General features: G+C 68.2%; 15 protein-coding genes. 10 read left to right on the top strand and 5 right to left on the bottom strand.

Features of this window, described 5'->3' with window-relative positions:
* The first annotated feature begins 76 nt into the window (after positions 1 to 76).
* The gene (locus CEG14_RS17645; RefSeq protein WP_094827729.1) at positions 77 to 682 is read left to right on the top strand and encodes a TetR/AcrR family transcriptional regulator; all 606 of its coding nucleotides are present in this window, start codon (positions 77 to 79) and stop codon (positions 680 to 682) included.
* A gap of 281 nt (positions 683 to 963) precedes the next feature.
* On the opposite strand, the gene CEG14_RS17640 is transcribed toward CEG14_RS17645, so the two are convergent.
* The 3 genes from CEG14_RS17640 to CEG14_RS17630 form a co-directional block, all read right to left on the bottom strand.
* Positions 964 to 2,145 carry an FAD binding domain-containing protein gene (locus CEG14_RS17640; RefSeq protein WP_094827728.1) on the bottom strand — a complete coding sequence of 394 codons (1,182 nt, stop codon included), beginning with the start codon at positions 2,143 to 2,145 and terminating at the stop codon, positions 964 to 966.
* Positions 2,146 to 2,582: 437 nt separating this feature from the next.
* Positions 2,583 to 3,932 (bottom strand): glucarate dehydratase, encoded by a 1,350-nt coding sequence (gene gudD, locus CEG14_RS17635; RefSeq protein ID WP_094827727.1) that lies wholly within the window; start codon positions 3,930 to 3,932, stop codon positions 2,583 to 2,585.
* A gap of 50 nt (positions 3,933 to 3,982) precedes the next feature.
* Complete coding sequence (locus tag CEG14_RS17630; protein WP_094827726.1) at positions 3,983 to 4,954, bottom strand: Bug family tripartite tricarboxylate transporter substrate binding protein; 972 nt, start codon at positions 4,952 to 4,954, stop codon at positions 3,983 to 3,985.
* Between the two features lie 213 nt (positions 4,955 to 5,167).
* Between CEG14_RS17630 and CEG14_RS17625 the strand changes: the two genes are divergently transcribed.
* Positions 5,168 to 6,202: a LacI family DNA-binding transcriptional regulator gene (locus CEG14_RS17625; protein WP_094827725.1), complete on the top strand. Its 1,035-nt coding sequence runs from the start codon at positions 5,168 to 5,170 to the stop codon at positions 6,200 to 6,202.
* A gap of 142 nt (positions 6,203 to 6,344) precedes the next feature.
* Here the strand turns inward: CEG14_RS17625 and amt are convergent, their stop codons facing one another.
* Together amt and CEG14_RS17615 are read right to left on the bottom strand one after the other, a co-directional pair.
* The gene (gene amt, locus CEG14_RS17620; protein WP_094827724.1) at positions 6,345 to 7,583 is read right to left on the bottom strand and encodes an ammonium transporter; all 1,239 of its coding nucleotides are present in this window, start codon (positions 7,581 to 7,583) and stop codon (positions 6,345 to 6,347) included.
* Positions 7,584 to 7,621: 38 nt separating this feature from the next.
* The gene (locus tag CEG14_RS17615; protein WP_029579579.1) at positions 7,622 to 7,960 is read right to left on the bottom strand and encodes a P-II family nitrogen regulator; all 339 of its coding nucleotides are present in this window, start codon (positions 7,958 to 7,960) and stop codon (positions 7,622 to 7,624) included.
* A gap of 737 nt (positions 7,961 to 8,697) precedes the next feature.
* Here CEG14_RS17615 and CEG14_RS17610 point away from each other — a divergent pair.
* The 8 genes from CEG14_RS17610 to pheT all read left to right on the top strand — a co-directional run bounded on the left by CEG14_RS17610 (position 8,698) and on the right by pheT (position 16,904).
* Positions 8,698 to 8,985, top strand: a complete 288-nt coding sequence (locus CEG14_RS17610; protein ID WP_094827723.1) for an accessory factor UbiK family protein — start codon at positions 8,698 to 8,700, stop codon at positions 8,983 to 8,985.
* A gap of 116 nt (positions 8,986 to 9,101) precedes the next feature.
* Positions 9,102 to 10,619, top strand: a complete 1,518-nt coding sequence (locus CEG14_RS17605) for a YifB family Mg chelatase-like AAA ATPase (protein ID WP_094827722.1) — start codon at positions 9,102 to 9,104, stop codon at positions 10,617 to 10,619.
* Positions 10,620 to 10,701: 82 nt separating this feature from the next.
* Positions 10,702 to 11,412, top strand: a complete 711-nt coding sequence (locus tag CEG14_RS17600) for an alpha/beta fold hydrolase (RefSeq protein WP_094827721.1) — start codon at positions 10,702 to 10,704, stop codon at positions 11,410 to 11,412.
* 59 nt (positions 11,413 to 11,471) lie between these two features.
* The gene (locus tag CEG14_RS17595) at positions 11,472 to 12,491 is read left to right on the top strand and encodes a TraB/GumN family protein (protein WP_179280630.1); all 1,020 of its coding nucleotides are present in this window, start codon (positions 11,472 to 11,474) and stop codon (positions 12,489 to 12,491) included.
* 311 nt (positions 12,492 to 12,802) lie between these two features.
* On the top strand, positions 12,803 to 13,000 hold the full coding sequence (rpmI, locus tag CEG14_RS17590) for a 50S ribosomal protein L35 (protein WP_094827719.1): 198 nt from the start codon (positions 12,803 to 12,805) through the stop codon (positions 12,998 to 13,000).
* Positions 13,001 to 13,015: 15 nt separating this feature from the next.
* Positions 13,016 to 13,375: a 50S ribosomal protein L20 gene (gene rplT / locus CEG14_RS17585; protein ID WP_094827718.1), complete on the top strand. Its 360-nt coding sequence runs from the start codon at positions 13,016 to 13,018 to the stop codon at positions 13,373 to 13,375.
* A gap of 76 nt (positions 13,376 to 13,451) precedes the next feature.
* Positions 13,452 to 14,474 carry a phenylalanine--tRNA ligase subunit alpha gene (pheS, locus tag CEG14_RS17580; protein ID WP_094827717.1) on the top strand — a complete coding sequence of 341 codons (1,023 nt, stop codon included), beginning with the start codon at positions 13,452 to 13,454 and terminating at the stop codon, positions 14,472 to 14,474.
* Positions 14,475 to 14,486: 12 nt separating this feature from the next.
* Positions 14,487 to 16,904: a phenylalanine--tRNA ligase subunit beta gene (pheT, locus tag CEG14_RS17575; protein ID WP_094827716.1), complete on the top strand. Its 2,418-nt coding sequence runs from the start codon at positions 14,487 to 14,489 to the stop codon at positions 16,902 to 16,904.
* Position 16,905 lies beyond the last annotated feature (1 nt).

The following is a 16,905-nucleotide window of genomic DNA, read 5'->3' as shown; positions in this document are numbered from 1 at the left end:
CCGGTACGTAAGCAGGAGTTCGAATCGTACGTACCGGTCAGTAACGTCGTCAAGTCCTTTCTGTGGAGGAGTCCGAATGGCTTCCAGGCAATCGAATCCGGCCGCCGCCGGCGCGCCCAAGGCCGCCGACCGCATCCGCGAGACCGCGCGCAGAATGTTCTATCGCGACGGCATCCGCGCGGTCGGCGTGGACGCCATCGTGACCGAGGCCGGCGTGACGAAGCCCAGCCTGTATCGGGCGTTTTCGTCCAAAGACGAATTGGCGGCGTCGTATCTGCGCGATTACGAGCAGGAGTTCTGGGCCCGCTTCGAAGCCGGCGTGCCCGACCACCCCGACGATCCGCGCGAACAGCTCCTCACCTACTTCCGCCGCCTGGCCCAGCGCGCCACCGAGCTGCCCGACTACCGCGGCTGCGGCCTGAGCAACGCCTGCGTCGAATACCCCGAGCCCGACCACCCGGCCCGCAAGGTCTCGGTGCAGCACAAGCACCTGCTGCGCGAGCGCCTGGTCGACATGGCCTGGCACATGGGCGCCACCGACCCCGTCGAACTGGGCAACGGCCTCATGCTGCTGCTCGAAGGCGCCTTCCTCACCGGCCAGATGTTCGGCGCCGACGGCCCCCCCAAATACCTCGTCCCCGTCGCAGAACGCCTCATCGACGCCAGCCTGCCCCCCCGCTGAGAAAAGGCGTCCGCTGGAAAGGAGTCAGACTGCAATTCTTTGACGGGAGAAAAGGAGTCAGACTGCAAGTCTTTGAACGGGCCCACACCAAACAAAGGTGTCAGACTGCATTTTCCCGTTCCGAAGAAACCCGAACAAAGGTGTCAGACTGCATTTTTCCGGGCCGGGACATTCCAGATAAAGGAGTCAGACTGCATTTTTCCGGTCATCGCGCCGGGTGATAAATGCAGTCTGACTCCTTTATCGACACTTCCAACGGCGCATGCCCGCGGCGGTGCCGCTCATGCCAGCCGGCCCGCCGCGCCGTGCTGGAACATCAGGTAATTACCCGTGTCGATGCCGCGGCGCTGCAGCGCCTTGCCCAGCGCGATCTGCGCGGGTTCCCAGGCGGCCAGCGCAAGTTGCAGGTCTTGCGGGAACTGCGTCAGCGCGTCGGCCAGCGCCAGCGCGTTCGCGGCGGCCTTGAGCGTGCTCGCGGCGGTGTGCGGACGGGGAATCGCGGCGGCGTCGCCGAGGATCACGGCGCGTCCGGCGACATAGTGGTCGCAGGCGAGGTCGCGAATCTCCTGGGCGAAGGGATCGCGCGTCACCTCGACCAGGTCGCGAAACGCCGGGGGCAGCAACGCCTGCGCCTCCGTGCGCAGATGCGCAAGCCAGCGCGCGTCGAGCCATCCTTCGGGAATCGAATGCCCGCGGCGTCGACCCTCCCGATCGGTCATGATGGCCGCAAGCTGAGCGGGGTCGGCCGTGCGGTACCACACCCAGTTGAACAGGCGATGGCCCGGGCGCAGGTCGTTGCCCGGACCGGGCACGAGATAGCCCAGGATGTGCGAGCCATAGTTGTTCGCGAAGCTGAGGTCGCCCTGCAGATGCTGCCGCGCGCTGGCCGGTAATTCCGCCTCGGGCACCAGCCCGCGCCACGCGAGGTAGCCAGCGTAGACGGGGCGGGCGTTGGGCCAGAACTGCGCGCGCACCGTCGAGTTGCCGCCGTCGGCACCGATCAGCAGATGCGCCGATCGCAGGCTGCCGTCGGCGAAGTGCGCCGTGACGGTACCGCCCGCGTCATCCTGAGAGACGCGCGCCAGCGTCGCACCCTGGTGGTAGCCCACGTCGCCGAAGGCCCGCCGCAGCGTCGAATACAGCAGCGACCACGAGGTCTGCACCTGCGGCGCGTAGTGATGGGAGTGCGTGCTGCCGTCCGGGTTGAACACGTTGCGATACTGGGAGCGCACGCCGAGCTGGCTTTCCGTGAGGTCGATGCCGCAGCGGCGGAACACCTCCTCCACGTCGGGCTGCAACACGATGCCGCCGCCGCGACTGTCCAGTGTGTGGGTCGAACGCTCGAAGATCTCGACGCGCCAGCCTGCGCGTCGCAGCAGATTGCCGATGAACAGGCCGCTGAGCGAACCGCCGATCACGATGGCGTGGCGGTGTGCGGCCGAGGAATGCGGGACTTGGGACATGAAGGCTCTCCAACTGAGTGCCTCCAATGTGCGCCGTTGCGGCCCACACCGTAAGTATGCGTTCGGATGGTCGCCTCATCCCGCCGTTTGGTCGCACACGCCTGCGGGACGTCGCCGAGCTCGCGTGGGCGGTCACGGCTACAGGCTCGCTCCCCCAGAAACGGAGTCAGACTGCATTTTCGAAAAGGAGTCAGACTGCATTTTTCGCGGCGGCCGCCGCCCGAAAAATGCAGTCTGACACCTTATCTGCCCGCCGCGCCCGCTAAAGAAAATGCAGTCTGACACCTTTTCGAGGTGCAGCGGCCGCCGCGATAAATGCAGTCTGACACCTTTTTGGATGGACGCTGCGGACCGGAAATTGCAGTCTGACTCCTTTTTGGGTCGGCCACGCGACGCGACGCAACGCGATGCGAGGCGCGGCGCGGTGCGGAGCGGGGTCAGCGGACCAGGCAGGGGCGCTTGCGGTCGAAGGTCCAGTTGGGGATCAGGTACTGCATCGCGATGGCGTCGTCGCGGGCGCCGAGGCCGTGTTGCAGGTAGAGCTGGTGGGCGCGTTCGACGGCGTCCATGTCGAGCTCGATGCCCAGCCCGCCGGTCTGCGGCAATTCGATGTAGCCGCCGCGGATCTGCAACGGGTTGCGCGTGAGGTACTGGCCGTCCTGCCAGATCCAGTGCGTGTCGATGGCAGTGACGCGGCCGGGGGCGGCGGCGCCGACGTGGGTGAACATGGCGAGCGACACGTCGAAGTGGTTGTTCGAATGCGAGCCCCAGGTCAGGCCGAAGGCCTGGCAGGTCTGCGCCACGCGCACCGAACCCTGCATCGTCCAGAAATGCGGATCGGCCAGCGGGATGTCGACCGATTGCAGCGACAGCGTGTGCGCCATTTCGCGCCAATCGGTGGCGACCATGTTGGTAGCAGTGGGCAGACCGGTGGCACGGCGGAACTCGGCCATCACCTCGCGACCCGAGAACACGCCTTCGGAGCCGCACGGATCCTCCGCGTACGCGAGCACGCCATGCAGGTCGCGGCACAGGCGCACGGCCTCGTCGAGCAGCCAGCCGCCGTTCGGATCCAGCGTGATGCGGGCCTTGGGGAAGCGTTCGTGCAGCGCGCGGATCGCCTCGACCTCTTCGTCGCCGCGAAGCACGCCGCCCTTGAGCTTGAAGTCTTCGAAGCCGTAGCGCGCATATGAAGCCTCGGCCAGCTTGACGATGGCCTCCGGCGTGAGCGCCTTTTCGTGGCGCAGACGCAGCCAGTCGTCCGTCTCATCGGGTGCGCTGGCATAAGGCAGCGGCGTCTGCTGGCGGTCGCCCACATAGAACAGATAGCCCAGCATCTGCACCGAGGTGCGCTGCACGCCTTCGCCCAGCAGCGCGGCCACGGGCACGCCCAGGTGCTGGCCGAGCAGATCGAGCAGCGCGGACTCGGCCGCGGTGACCGCATGGATCGCCACGCGCAGGTCGAAGGTCTGCAGGCCGCGGCCGCCGCTGTCGCGGCTGGCGAAGGCCTGCCGCATGCGGTTGAGCGTGGCGTTGTAATTGCCGACCGAGCTGCCCACGATGAACGCGCGCGCGTCTTCGAGCGTGTTGCGGATCTTCTCGCCGCCCGGCACCTCGCCCACGCCGGTGTTGCCGGCGCTGTCGGTCAGCACGATCAGGTTGCGGGTGAAGTAGGGGGCGTGCGCGCCGCTCAGATTGAGCAGCATCGAATCCTGGCCTGCCACCGGGATCACGCGCATGTGCGTGATGGTGGGCGTGTGACGGGTGGGGTGCGCGGTGTGAGACATGTGGGCTGCTTCTGCGGTTGGTGCCCGGCCGCGAGGCCGGGCGGATCGGGTTATTGCGCGGTGATGCCGCCGGTCTCGATCACCTGCTTCCAGCGCGCGCTCTCCTGCTGCTGGAACTTGGTGAACGCCTCCGGCGAGTTCGCCACCACTTCGAGGCCGACGTCGGTGAACGGCTTGGTGACGGCGGGGTCCTTCAATGCAGCGGTCAGCGCCTTGGACAGCTGGTCGCGCACGTCGGCGGGCAGGCCCTTGGGCGCCACCACCGCCTGCCAGGCATACACCTCGACGCCCGGCACCTTCGATTCGGCGAAGGTCGGCACGTCGGGCAGCACCGGCGAACGCTGGTTGCCGGTCACGGCGATGGCCTTGAGCTTGCCGGCCTTGATGTGCGGCAGCACGGCGTTCACGTTCTGGAACGACATGTCGACCTGGTTGCCGAGCAGGTCGGAGATGGCGGGCGCGCCGCCCTTGTAGGGTATGTGCAGGCCCTTGGTGCCGGTCTTCTGCCAGAGCAACTCGGCCGTCAGGTGATCCGACGAGCCCGCGCCCGACGTGGCGAAGCTGATCTCGCCGGGCTTGCTCTTGAGCAGCGCCAGCACATCCTGCACGTTGTTGATCTGCGGCGCGAGCTTGGGATTGACCACCAGCACGTTCGGCGTCTGCACCGCGACCGTGAGGTAGGTGAAGTCCTTGGCCGGGTCGTAGGTGATGCCCTTCATCAGGTGCGGCGCCACCACCAGCGGCGCCAGCGAGGTCACCAGCAGGGTGTAGCCGTCGGGCGCGGCGCGCGCCACCTGCGAGGCGCCGATGGTGCCGGTGGCGCCGGCCTTGTTCTCGACCACGAAAGAGGTCTTGAGCTGCTCGCCCAGCTTGTTGGCGATCGAGCGCGCCACGGAATCGGTGGCGCCGCCGGGCGGGAAGGGCACGATCATGGTCACGGGTTTGTCGGGCCAGGCCTGGGCGGCACCGGTGGCCAGGATCAGGCCCAGGCCGGCTATCCAGCGGCGTGCGTGGATGCGCATGTTTTGTCTCCTCGTGGATTTGTGTGGTTATCCCTGTTCATGGAAGTTAACGTTACCATTTTGCTTGGTAACGTTAACAACAGGATATTTATAGGATAGATTCGGGTGAGATGCGTTCGCCACCCCGTATAAACCCGTATGCTTCGTCCGGCCCGTTCGGGCGCCCCAGCGGTTAGGCTGTGGGCCGGTTTCCCTTGAAGTGTCCCCTCGAAGATGTCGTCCTCCACCCACCGCTCCTCAGCACCCGTCCGCAAGGCCGAAAAGGGCGTCACCGTGCGCGAAGTGGCGCAGGCGGCCGGCGTGTCGATGATCACGGTGTCGCGCGTCATCAACACGCCGCAGGCGGTCTCGCCCGCGACGCTGGAGAAGGTCGCGGCGGCGATCGAAGCGCTGGGCTATGTGCCGAACCTGATGGCGGGCGGGCTGCGTTCGTCGCGCAGCAACCTGGTGATGGTGCTGGTGCCCTCGATCGCGGGCTCGCTGTTCGGCGGCATGCTGACCGCGCTCACGCGTTCGCTGGAAGCCAAGGGCTACCAGCTGATGGTGGGGCAAAGCGGTTATCACACGCCGCGCGAGGACGCGCTGCTGCGCGCGATCATCGGCCGCCGGCCCGACGGCATCGTCCTCACCGGCGTCATGCACTCGCCCCAGGGCCGCACGCTGCTGCAGGCCTCGGGCATCCCCATCGTCGAAACCTGGGACACCACGCCTACCCCGATCGACATGCTGCTCAGCCTCTCGCACGCCGACATCGGCGCGGCGGTGAGCCGTTATCTGCATGGAGCCGGCAAGACGCGTCACGCGGTGCTGTCGGGCGACGACGAGCGGGCCCGGTTGCGCGCGCAGAGTTTCGTAGAGAGCGCGGCCGCGCTCGGCCTGCCCGAGCCGGAGGTGCACTACGTGCCGCCCGCCACCACGCATGCGCAGGGCCGCGAGGGCCTGCGCGAGCTGCAGAGCCGCGGCGTGGCGATCGACGCGGTGTTCTGCAGCTCCGACCTGATGGCCGCCGGCGTGCTCACCGAAGCCATGGCGCAGGGGCTGTCGGTGCCGGGCGATCTCGCCGTGGTGGGTTTCGGCGACATGGAGTTCGCCGCGTCGATGCACCCGTCCATCACGTCGGTGCACGTGGACGGCGCCGCCATCGGTGCGCAGGCCGCCGACATGATCGCGGCCCGCGCCAATGGCGACGGGCCGCAGAATCACGTGGTCGAGATCGGCTTTCGCATCGTCACGCGCGACAGCGCGTGACGGCAGTATGCGGGCATGCGGCAAGGTGCCTCGCGCATGCTTGCCCCACGCACCAAAAAACACGGCGCCCCGAGGGGCGCCGTGTGCTTTCCACCTGCCGCCGGACCGGGAGACTTCGGCCGGGCGGCAGAGAGAAAAGGGATCAGCTGTGGTAGGCGGATTCGCCGTGGCTGGTGACGTCCAGGCCTTCGCGTTCCTGGTCTTCCGGCACACGCAGGCCGCAGAGCATGTCGGCGATCTTGTAGGCAATCCACGCCACGACACCGGACCACACGATGGTGAGCAGCACGCCTTCGAGCTGCACCCACACCTGGCCGAGGATCAGGCCGGCGCTGTCCAGGCCCGGGCCGCCCAGGGCCTTGGCGTTGAACACACCGGTCAGCAGCGCACCCACGATGCCGCCCACGCCGTGCACACCGAACACGTCCAGTGCGTCGTCGGCCTTGAGCAGGCGCTTCAGGCCCGTCACACCCCACACGCAGATGACACCGGCGGCGATACCGATCAGCAGCGCGCCCATCGGACCCACCAGGCCGGCGGCCGGGGTGATGCCGACCAGGCCGGCGATGGCACCGGAGGCAGCGCCCAGCATCGACGGGCGGCCCTTGACGGCCCATTCCGTGAAGATCCAGGCCAGCACGGCGCCAGCGGTGGCAACCATGGTGTTGAAGAAGGCCAGGGTGGCGCCTTCATTGGCGGCCAGCGACGAACCGGCGTTGAAACCGAACCAGCCCACCCACAGCAGCATCGCGCCGATGTAGGTCATGGGCAGGTTGTGCGGCTGCATGGCTTCGCGGCCGTAGCCCACGCGCTTGCCCACCACATAGGCGCCCACCAGACCGGCGACACCGGCGTTGATGTGCACCACGGTACCGCCGGCGAAGTCCAGCGCGCCGCGGGCGTTGAGCAGGCCCGGCGCGGTTTCGGAGGCGAACCACACCATGTGCGCGATGGGAATGTAGGCGAAGGTGAACCAGATCAGCGTGAACACCAGCACCGCCGAGAACCGCACGCGTTCGGCGAAGCTGCCCACGATCAGCGCGCAGGTGATGCCGGCGAAAGTGGCCTGGAACGAGGCGAACAGCAGCTCGGGCAGCGTGCCGGACAGGGCGAACTGGCCGTCAGCCGGGTTGAATATCCCCGAGAAGAAGGTGCGGCTGAAACCGCCGAAGAAGGCGTTGCCTTCGGTGAAGGCCAGCGAGTAGCCGTAGATGAACCACAGCACGATGGCCAACGCGAAGGTGCACAGCACCTGCATCAGCACCGACAGCACGTTCTTGCTGCGCACCAGGCCGCCGTAGAAGAGGGCCAGCCCCGGCACGGCCATCATGAGCACGAGCAGGGTCGAGACCAGCAACCAGGAGATATCCGCTTTATCCATTTTTCATGGCTCCAAAGAGTCTTGCTTCTTTATCGTTATTACAGGGCTGCCTCGCCCGATTCGCCGGTCCGGATACGGATGACCTGCTCCAGCGGGGCGGTAAAGATCTTGCCGTCACCGATCTTGCCGGTGCGGGCTGCTTGTTCGATGGCTTCGATGACCTGGTCGACCAGGTGGTCGGGCACGGCGGCTTCGACACGCAGCTTGGGCAGGAAGTCGACGGCGTACTCGGCGCCGCGATACAGCTCGGTGTGGCCCTTCTGGCGCCCGAAGCCTTTCACTTCGGTGACCGTCAGCCCCTGGACGCCGATCCCGGACAGAGCCACCCGCACTTCGTCGAGCTTGAATGGCTTGATGATGGCGATGACAAGTTTCATGGCTTTTCCTCTCATGGTTGCACGTTGGCTTCCCCAATCAAGCAATATCCATGCCATCTTTTTCGGGCCCCGCCAGTGCGGCGGGGAGCGGGGCGCCGGCCGGGGAGGGCGCACCCATGCTGCGCATGTGGCTTCATGTTGGGGCAAAACCCGGGGCGTTCATGCGCCATTTTGGTGCATGGGGAGGCGACCCGTTGCGGGTGCAACGGGATGTGTGGTCCGTCGCGAGTTTGTAGCAATTTGCGTACGGAGGGCTGTCCCGGGCACGCGGCGCGCGTCGCGCCCGTCGCCCGCCCGGTGGCGCCAATTTGAGGCGTAGGCCCTTGATTTGAAGGGGCGGCCTGCGTGGGTGCGCGCCGCCTGACGCGCCACGCTCTGCCTCAATTCGTCATGAATGTTGCATGGCGGCTGAAACGCGGGTTTACACGTATCCGCTTGTTGAGTTCGGAGGGCTCATGAAGAATCGAGTCGTTGCTGATGCGTTGCGTCGGCAACGATCGATTGGATGTCGCGGCAATCGGCAGACAATCGATTTTGGGGGTGCGCCTTTGACGGCTGCTTCCTGGAGTCGCCTCCCGGCGATTCTGTTTTTCTCCTGTGCTTTGAAAAGCGGCGCCGTTCACGGCCCGCTTTTTTTTTCGCGCTTTTCATGGGGCACGTGCGGGCGCGCCCTGCACGTGCCGGCGCAACGCTCTACACTGGCAGGGTTGTCAACCGATACGAAGGCGAGCGCAATCATGAACCGCACACAGCAATGGATGGAAGAATTCCAGAAAAACATCTCTGACCTGATCGCCCGCAGCCCGGCGGCGGATCTGGAGCGCAACATGCGCTCCATGATGACGCAGGGTTTTGCCAAGCTCGATCTGATCACGCGCGAAGAATTCGACGTGCAGACCGACCTGCTCGCGCGAGCCCGCACCCGTGTCGATCAGCTGGCCACGCAGGTCCAGGCGCTCGAGGCCCGGCTCGACGATCTCGAGCATCGCGGCACGCGCGGCTCGCAGCCCACCAGCGAGGCCTGAGCCCGCGGGCTGGGCGCGGCCGCCTCAGCGGGCGCGCAGTGATGTTCCGGCCACGGTCCGGTGCAGCGGGCAGGGCGGCGGCGCATACTGGGCGCCCCTGTCCGCCCGGAGCTCCCATGACCCTGGCCGTCTTTGCCAGCCGCGCGCTGGCCGGCCTCGACACCCCGGTGGTGCGCGTCGAGGTGCATGTGGCCGGCGGCCTGCCGGTCTTCACGGTGGTCGGCCTGCCCGACACCGAGGTGCGCGAGAGCCGCGAACGCGTGCGCGCCGCCATCGTCAACAGCGGTTTCGAATTTCCTCATGGCCGGGTCACGGTCAATCTCTCCCCGGGTGATCTGCGCAAGGCATCGGCGCGCTTCGACCTGCCGATCGCGCTCGGCGTGTTGCAGGCCTCGCAACAGCTCTCGTTGGGCGGCGCGTACGCCGACGGCGCCGCGTTGGCCGGGCTGGTGCTGGCCGGCGAGCTCTCGCTGACGGGCGCGCTGGTGCCGGTGGCGCAGAGCCTGGCGCTGGCCCTCGGCGTGGCGCGCACCGATCCGGGCGCCACGCTGGTGCTGCCCGCCGGCAGCGCCGCGCAGGCGGCATGGGTGCCCGGCCTGCGCGTGCACGGCGCGCGCAGCCTGGGCGAGGTGGCCGCCTGGCTCGCCGGTCATGCGACGCTGCCCGACGCGTGCGCCGCCGCGCAGCCCGCGGCGCCCGCGTGGCCCTGCCTGTCGGACGTGCGCGGCCAGGCGCAAGGGCGGCGGGTACTGGAAATCGCCGCGGCCGGCGGCCACAGTCTCCTGATGATGGGGCCGCCCGGCTCGGGCAAGAGCATGCTGGCGCAGCGCCTGCCGGGGCTGCTGCCGCCGCTGCGCCGCGCCGCCGCGCTCGAATGCGCGGCCATCGCCGACCTCGCCGGGGTGGCGCGACCCTTCGGCAGCGTGCCCTGGCGCGCGCCGCATCATTGCGCCAGTCCGGCCGCGCTGGTGGGCGGCGGCGGCCGGCCGCGGCCCGGCGAGGTCACGCTGGCGCATCACGGCGTGCTGTTCCTCGACGAGCTGCCCGAGTTTGCGCGCGCCGCGCTCGAGGCCTTGCGCGAGCCGCTCGAAACCGGCGAGGTGGCGATCACGCGCGCGCTGCATCGCGCCGTCTTTCCGGCCCGCTTCCAGTTGGTGGCGGCGATGAATCCCTGCCCGTGCGGCTGGCGCGGCCATCCGCAGCGCGCCTGCCGCTGCACGCCCGACCAGGTGGCGCGCTACGCCGGCCGCGTGTCCGGGCCCTTGCTCGACCGCATCGACCTGCACCTGCACGTGCCCGCCGTGGCGCCCGCGCGCCTGAAAGACCCGCCCGGCGAGACGTCGGCCCAGGTGCGCGCCCGCGTGCGCCGCTGCCGCCGCCGGCAGCGCCTGCGCCAGGGCTGCGCCAACGCCGCCTTGCAGGGCGCGGCGCTGACGCAGGCCTGCGCGCTGGATGGCGACGCGCAGGTCTGGCTGGCGCGCGCGCTCGAGCAGGCCGGCATGAGCGCCCGCGGTGCCCATCGGCTGCTGCGCGTGGCCCGCACGCTCGCAGACCTGGAAGGCGCCGGCCCGGTCCGCGTGCCGCACCTGGCCGAGGCGCTGCAATACCGGCAGGGGCCGGGCGGGGCGCGGTAGCGGCGGCGGGCACCTCGCTTTGCGGGTAGCATGGGGCCGCGTTGCGCCACGGGGGCGACGGGATGGAATCGGAGGGAGCGGCATGGCGACATTGGTATTGCTGCCGGGCATGGACGGCACCGGCAGCTTGTTCGCGCCCTTCGTGCACGCGCTGGGCCCGGCGCTGCGCAGTGTCGTGCTGCGCTATCCCGTGACCGGGCCGCAAAGCTACGAATGCCTCACTGAGTTTGTCGACCGGGCGCTGCCTGCGGCCGGCCCGCTGGTGCTGCTGGGCGAATCGTTTTCCGGGCCGATCGCGGTGACGCTGGCGGCGCGCCATCCCACGCGCGTCGCGGGCCTGGTGTTGTGCTGCACCTTTCTGCGCAATCCGCGCGCGCTGGCCGCGCCCCTGATGCGCCTGGCGGGCCGCCTGCCGCTGCCCGCGCCGCCCGCGTTCGTGGCGGCCCGCGCGCTGTTGGGCGATGCGCAGACGCCGGCGCTGCGTGCGGCCTTGAAGGCCGCGCTGGCGGAGGTGCCCGCGGCCGTCCTGCGCGCCAGGCTGGGCGAGGTGGCGCGTGTCGACGTGGCGGCGGCGGCGCGGCGCGTCGCCGTGCCCACGCTCTATCTGCGCGCCACCCGCGACCGGCTGGTGCGCGCCACGGCAGCCGACGAGGTGCGTGCGGCGATTCCGGGCGCGGCGGTCGTCGACGTGGACGGGCCGCACTGCTTGCTCCAGGCCGCACCGCAGGCCACGGCAAGCGCCGTGGCGGGCTTCGTGCGGGCGCTGGCGCCCGGCGCGCCTTCCGGCGGCTGAGCGCCCCGGCCCGTGTTACTTTGCCCGCCTGGACTTGGATGGACGGGAGAAGCATGCGGGTGACGCGATTCTGGCGGGTATGTCTGGGCATGGCGCTGGGCCTGCCGGTGCTTGCGACGGCGCAGGCCGAGCCCCTGAGCGTGCCGGCCCTGCAGGTCACCGCGCCCAACGGCGCGCGCAGCATCCTGCTTGCCGGCCTGCAGCGGCCGGCGACCGGGCTGCTGATCCCGGCGCCCTGGATCGTGCAGAACAAGACGCGGCTGGTCCTCACGCTGGACAGCGCTTCGGAGCCGCATCCGTTCGAACCGGGCCCGTCTTATGTCGATCCGGCGGCGCTGGCCGAGACCGGTCGCAGCGGCGGGCTGGGCCGTGCGCCCTGGGCCAAGGCGCTCAGAGACACCCAGATGGCGCAGATGCGCACCAACGCGCGCTGTTTCATCAAGCAGGCGGCCGAGGAGGCGGGCCAGCCCGAGGATCCCGCGCTGGACGCGAGCGACGCCGAGTACTGGCTGCGTCTCGCCGTGGGCGGGCGCGATCCCTATTTCGCGCTGGCGCTGGCGTCCTCGCACTGCGTGCCCAAGGGTGTCCGGTCGCGCGAGTTCGTGCTGCGGCAGGCGGCCGTGGCGGCCAGGATCCCCATCGTGGCGCTCGACAGCACCGACCAGGTGTATGCGCGTTACTGGTCGGCGCCGGTCTCGTTGCTGGCGAAGCTGCTGTATCAATACGCCCTCACGCCGGCCGCCGCACAGGGCCTCGAACGCGCCGTGGAGGCGCTGAACCAGGGCGACTTCGCCGGCATGGCCCGGGGCTTTCTGGCCGAGGGCCTCACCGAGTCCGAACAGAAACGGCTCGATCGCCTGCTGGTGTTCGACGCCGTGGACGCCATGCTGCCCAGGCTCAAGCCCTATCTGGATGAAGGCAACGCGCTGGTGGTGTTCGACGCCAGCAAGCTGGGCGGCGAGTACGGGCTCATGCGCGCGCTCACCCAGGCGGGCTACACGCTCCAGCCCATCGGCCTGCCGGCCGAGTACGAGCCCGCCGTCCTGCCCGGCGCGGGCGGCGAGGGCAGGGGCCGCTGAGGTCGGAGGCGGCAGAACTCTAGGGCGACGCCGGACCTCCGTCAGCGGTCATCCGGCCCTGTTTCTTCGGGCTTTGCTCGGCGTCTCGGGCGGGCTGTCTGCAACGTTTCCGTCGCCCGACTCGACAAGATTCCCAAATTCACCATATAATCAAAGGCTTTCCGGCATTCCTTGTCGGGAAAGAGCAGAAGTGGTTGCGGGTTTTCAGGCTGGAGCGCGAGCTCCTGATTACCGAAGCCCTGATTTTCCTTCTTGGGCAGATCAGGCACCTGGCACCACAAATTCAATCAACAAGCCTTTTAGGAATCATCATGCCCAAGATGAAGACCAAGAAAAGCGCTGCCAAGCGCTTTAAGGTCCGCGGCAGCGGATCCATCAAGCGTGGTCAGGCGTTCAAGCGTCACATCCTGACCAAGAAGACCACCAAGAACAAGCGCCAGCTGCGCGGTTCGGCTGCGGTCCACGAAACCAACATCGCTTCCGTGAAAGCGATGATGCCGTTCGCTTGATAAGGGAGATCTGATATGCCTCGCGTCAAACGTGGCGTTACCGCCCGTGCCCGTCACAAGAAAGTCCTGAACGCAGCCAAGGGTTACCGCGGCCGCCGTGGCAACGTTTTCCGCATCGCCAAGCAAGCGGTGATGCGCGCCGGTCAATACGCATACCGTGACCGCCGCAACAAGAAGCGTACGTTCCGCGCCCTGTGGATCACCCGTATCAACGCCGCCGTGCGTGAACAGGGTCTGTCCTACAGCGTGTTCATCGCCGGCCTGAAGAAGGCTGCGATCGAACTCGACCGCAAGGTGCTGGCCGATCTGGCCGTGCGCGACAAGGCTGGCTTTGCCGCCATCGTGCAACAAGCCAAGGCGGCCTTGGCTGCCTGATCGCGTCCACATACATCGCGGATCGCTGCAAACGGGGCTGTAATGGCCCCGTTTGCGTTTTCAAGGCTCACATTTCATGACTCTACTGGCTGACGACCTGGTTTCCCAGGCGCAAGAACGATTCGCCGCCGCCGATGATGCGGCCGCGCTGGAAAACGCCAAGGCGAAATTCCTGGGCAAGGACGGTTCGCTGACCGTGCTGCTCAAGGGGCTGGGCAAACTCGATCCGGAAGCCAAGCGCGAAGCCGGCGCCAAGATCAACAAGGCCAAGCAGCAGATCGAAGAGCTGCTCAATGCCCGCCGCGCCCAGCTGGCGCAGGCCGAGCTCGACGCCCGCCTGGCCTCGGAAACCATCGATGTCACCTTGCCCGGCCGCGGCCGCGTGGCTGGCGGCATCCATCCGGTGATCCGCACCTGGGAACGTGTCGAAGCCATCTTCCGTTCGATCGGCTTCGACGTGGCCGACGGTCCCGAAGTCGAAAACGACTGGACCAATTTCACCGCGCTGAACAATCCGCTGGACCATCCGGCGCGGTCCATGCAGGACACCTTCTACGTCGACATGAACGACGCCGACGGCCTGCCGCTGCTGCTGCGCACGCACACCAGCCCGATGCAGGTGCGCTACGCCCGCATGCACAAGCCGCCGATCAAGGTGATCGCGCCGGGCCGCACCTACCGCGTCGACAGCGACGCCACCCATTCGCCGATGTTCCACCAGGTCGAAGGCCTGTGGATCGCCGAAGACATCTCCTTTGCCGACCTCAAGGGCGTCTACACCGACTTCCTGCGCTGCTTCTTCGAGAGCGATGACCTAGTCGTGCGTTTCCGTCCGTCGTTCTTCCCGTTCACCGAACCCTCGGCGGAAATCGACATGATGTTCACCTCGGGTCCGAACCGCGGCCGCTGGCTGGAGATCTCCGGCTCGGGCCAGGTGCACCCGCAGGTGGTGCGCAACTTCGGGCTCGACCCCGAGCGCTACATCGGCTTCGCGTTCGGCTCCGGCCTCGAGCGCCTGACGATGCTGCGCTACGGCGTGAACGACCTGCGCCAGTTCTACGAAGGCGATTTGCGCTTCCTGCGCCAGTTCAACGAATAAAGACGGCTGATCATGCAATTTCCCGAATCCTGGCTGCGCTCGCTCGTCAACCCGGCGATCGCAACCGATGAACTCGCGCACCAGCTCACGATGGCCGGGCTGGAAGTCGAAGAAACCCTGCCGGCCGCTCCGCCGTTTTCGGGCGTGGTGGTGGCGCACATCACCGAGATCGCGCCGCACCCCGACGCCGACAAGCTGCGCGTCTGCAAGGTCGACGACGGCTCGGGCGAGCTGCTGCAGATCGTCTGCGGCGCGCCGAACGCGGCCGCCGGCCTGACCGTGCCGCTGGCGCGCGTCGGCGCCGAGCTGCCCGGCGGCATGAAGATCGGCGTGGCCAAGATGCGCGGCGTGCAATCGTCGGGCATGCTGTGCTCGGCGCGCGAGCTCGGCCTGTCGCAAGACCACGGCGGCCTGCTCGAACTCGCCGGCGATCTCAAGCTCGGCACCGACATCCGCGACGCCCTTGCGCTCGACGACACGCTGTTCGTGCTCAAGCTCACGCCCAACCGCGCCGACTGCCTGTCGATCCTGGGCGTGGCCCGCGAAGTCGCCGCGCTGACCGGCGCGCCGCTCGCGTTGCCCTCGTTCGACGCCGTGCCCGTCACGCTCGACGCCCGCCTGCCGGTCTCGATCGAAGCCCCCGACCTGTGCGGCCGCTTCGCCGGCCGCGTGATCCGCGGCGTGAACGCGCGCGCGGCCACGCCGGCCTGGATGCGCGAGCGCCTCGAGCGTTCGGGCCAGCGCTCGGTGTCGGCCCTGGTCGACATCTCCAATTACGTGATGCTCGAGCTCGGTCGTCCGTCGCACGTGTTCGACCTGGACAAGATCCAGGGCGACATCAACGTGCGCTGGGCACGCGCCGGTGAATCGCTCGAACTGCTCAACGGCCAGATCGTGACCCTCGACCCCAAGGTCGGCGTGGTCACCGCGGGCGAGCAGGTCGAGAGCCTGGCCGGCATCATGGGTGGCGAAGCCACCGCGGTCACGCTCGACACGCAAAACATCTATCTCGAAGCCGCGTTCTGGTGGCCCGAGGCCATTGCCGGCCGGGCCCGCCGCTACAAGTTCAGCTCCGAGGCCAGCCACCGTTTCGAACGCGGCGTCGACTTCGACAACGTGGTCGAACACATCGAGCGCATCACGCGCCTGATCGTCGACATCTGCGGCGGCCAGGTCGGCCCGGTCGATGACCAGGTCGCGCGACTGCCCGAGCGCAAGCCGGTGCGCCTGCGCCTGGCGCGCTGCCATCGCGTGCTCGGCGTGCCCGTGTCGGCCGCCGACGTGGCCGGCATCTTCGCCCGCCTCGGCCTGCCGTTCACGCAGGAAGGCGACGACTTCATCGTCACGCCGCCGTCGTACCGCTTCGACATCGAGATCGAAGAAGACCTGATCGAGGAAGTCGCACGCATCTATGGTTTCGAGCGCATTCCCAGCGTGCCGCCCGTGGCGCGCGCCAAGATGCACGCGATCCCCGAGGTGCAGCACGGCCCGCACGCGCTGCGTCGCGCCACCGCCGCGCGCGATTACCAGGAGGTCGTGAACTACAGCTTCGTCGAAGCCGACTGGGAACGCGACTACGCCGACAACACCAACCCGGTGCGCCTGCTCAACCCGATCGCCAGCCATCTGTCGGTCATGCGTTCGAGCCTGATCGCCGGCCTGGTCGCCATCGTGCGTCACAACGCCAATCGCAAGCAGTCGCGCGTGCGCCTGTTCGAGCTCGGCCGCGTGTTCGTGCGCGATGCGCAACTGGCCGATGGCCCGCTCGAAGTGGCGGGCGTGCGCCAGCCGCTCAAGCTCTCCGGCGTGGCCTGGGGCCCGGCCAGCGAAGAGCAGTGGGGCGAAGCCACGCGCCAGGTCGATTTCTTCGACGTGAAGCAGGATGTGGTCGCGCTGTTCGGCGCGCGCGGCGACGCGCTGCGCTTCGTGGCCGATCGTCATCCGGCCCTGCACCCGGGACGCAGCGCACGCGTCGAGCTCGACGGCAAGACCGTGGGCTGGCTGGGCGAACTGCACCCGCAATGGGCGCGCCAGGCCGACCTGGCCCACGCGCCCGTGGTGTTCGAACTCGACGTCGACGCGCTGTCGGCCGGCCGCCTGCCCGAAGTGGCGGAGCTGTCGAAGCAGCCCGTCGTGGTGCGCGATCTGGCCCTGTGGGTCGACGAGGCCGTCACCGCCCAGTCGATGCTCGACACGGTCGCCGCCACAGTGGCCGCCGACCCGCAGCTCGGCGTGGTGCAGGACGTGCGTCTGTTCGACGTGTGGCGCGACAAGCCGCGTGACGGCGAACCCGTCACCGAGAAAAGCCTGGCGTTCCGTTTCTGGCTGCAGGACACTGCGGTAACATTGGACGAAGCGCGCGTGGCCGAATGCCTGGCCCGCCTGAAAGATGCACTGATCAGTGCACACGGCGCCCGTCAACGGGTGTGAT

This window comes from Bordetella genomosp. 1, assembly GCF_002261335.1.
Classification (GTDB): Bacteria; Pseudomonadota; Gammaproteobacteria; order Burkholderiales; family Burkholderiaceae_B; genus Bordetella.
This window is presented reverse-complemented; position numbering and strand designations above follow the sequence as displayed.

What these genes read in the sequence shown, in the direction of transcription:
- CEG14_RS17645 (WP_094827729.1), top strand. Translation starts at nt 77, where the DNA reads ATGGCTTCCAGGCAATCGAATCCGGCCGCCGCCGGCGCGCCCAAGGCC.
- CEG14_RS17640 (WP_094827728.1), bottom strand. Translation starts at nt 2,145, where the DNA reads ATGTCCCAAGTCCCGCATTCCTCGGCCGCACACCGCCACGCCATCGTG.
- gudD (WP_094827727.1), bottom strand. Translation starts at nt 3,932, where the DNA reads ATGTCTCACACCGCGCACCCCACCCGTCACACGCCCACCATCACGCAC.
- CEG14_RS17630 (WP_094827726.1), bottom strand. Translation starts at nt 4,954, where the DNA reads ATGCGCATCCACGCACGCCGCTGGATAGCCGGCCTGGGCCTGATCCTG.
- CEG14_RS17625 (WP_094827725.1), top strand. Translation starts at nt 5,168, where the DNA reads ATGTCGTCCTCCACCCACCGCTCCTCAGCACCCGTCCGCAAGGCCGAA.
- amt (WP_094827724.1), bottom strand. Translation starts at nt 7,583, where the DNA reads ATGGATAAAGCGGATATCTCCTGGTTGCTGGTCTCGACCCTGCTCGTG.
- CEG14_RS17615 (WP_029579579.1), bottom strand. Translation starts at nt 7,960, where the DNA reads ATGAAACTTGTCATCGCCATCATCAAGCCATTCAAGCTCGACGAAGTG.
- CEG14_RS17610 (WP_094827723.1), top strand. Translation starts at nt 8,698, where the DNA reads ATGAACCGCACACAGCAATGGATGGAAGAATTCCAGAAAAACATCTCT.
- CEG14_RS17605 (WP_094827722.1), top strand. Translation starts at nt 9,102, where the DNA reads ATGACCCTGGCCGTCTTTGCCAGCCGCGCGCTGGCCGGCCTCGACACC.
- CEG14_RS17600 (WP_094827721.1), top strand. Translation starts at nt 10,702, where the DNA reads ATGGCGACATTGGTATTGCTGCCGGGCATGGACGGCACCGGCAGCTTG.
- rpmI (WP_094827719.1), top strand. Translation starts at nt 12,803, where the DNA reads ATGCCCAAGATGAAGACCAAGAAAAGCGCTGCCAAGCGCTTTAAGGTC.
- rplT (WP_094827718.1), top strand. Translation starts at nt 13,016, where the DNA reads ATGCCTCGCGTCAAACGTGGCGTTACCGCCCGTGCCCGTCACAAGAAA.
- pheS (WP_094827717.1), top strand. Translation starts at nt 13,452, where the DNA reads ATGACTCTACTGGCTGACGACCTGGTTTCCCAGGCGCAAGAACGATTC.
- pheT (WP_094827716.1), top strand. Translation starts at nt 14,487, where the DNA reads ATGCAATTTCCCGAATCCTGGCTGCGCTCGCTCGTCAACCCGGCGATC.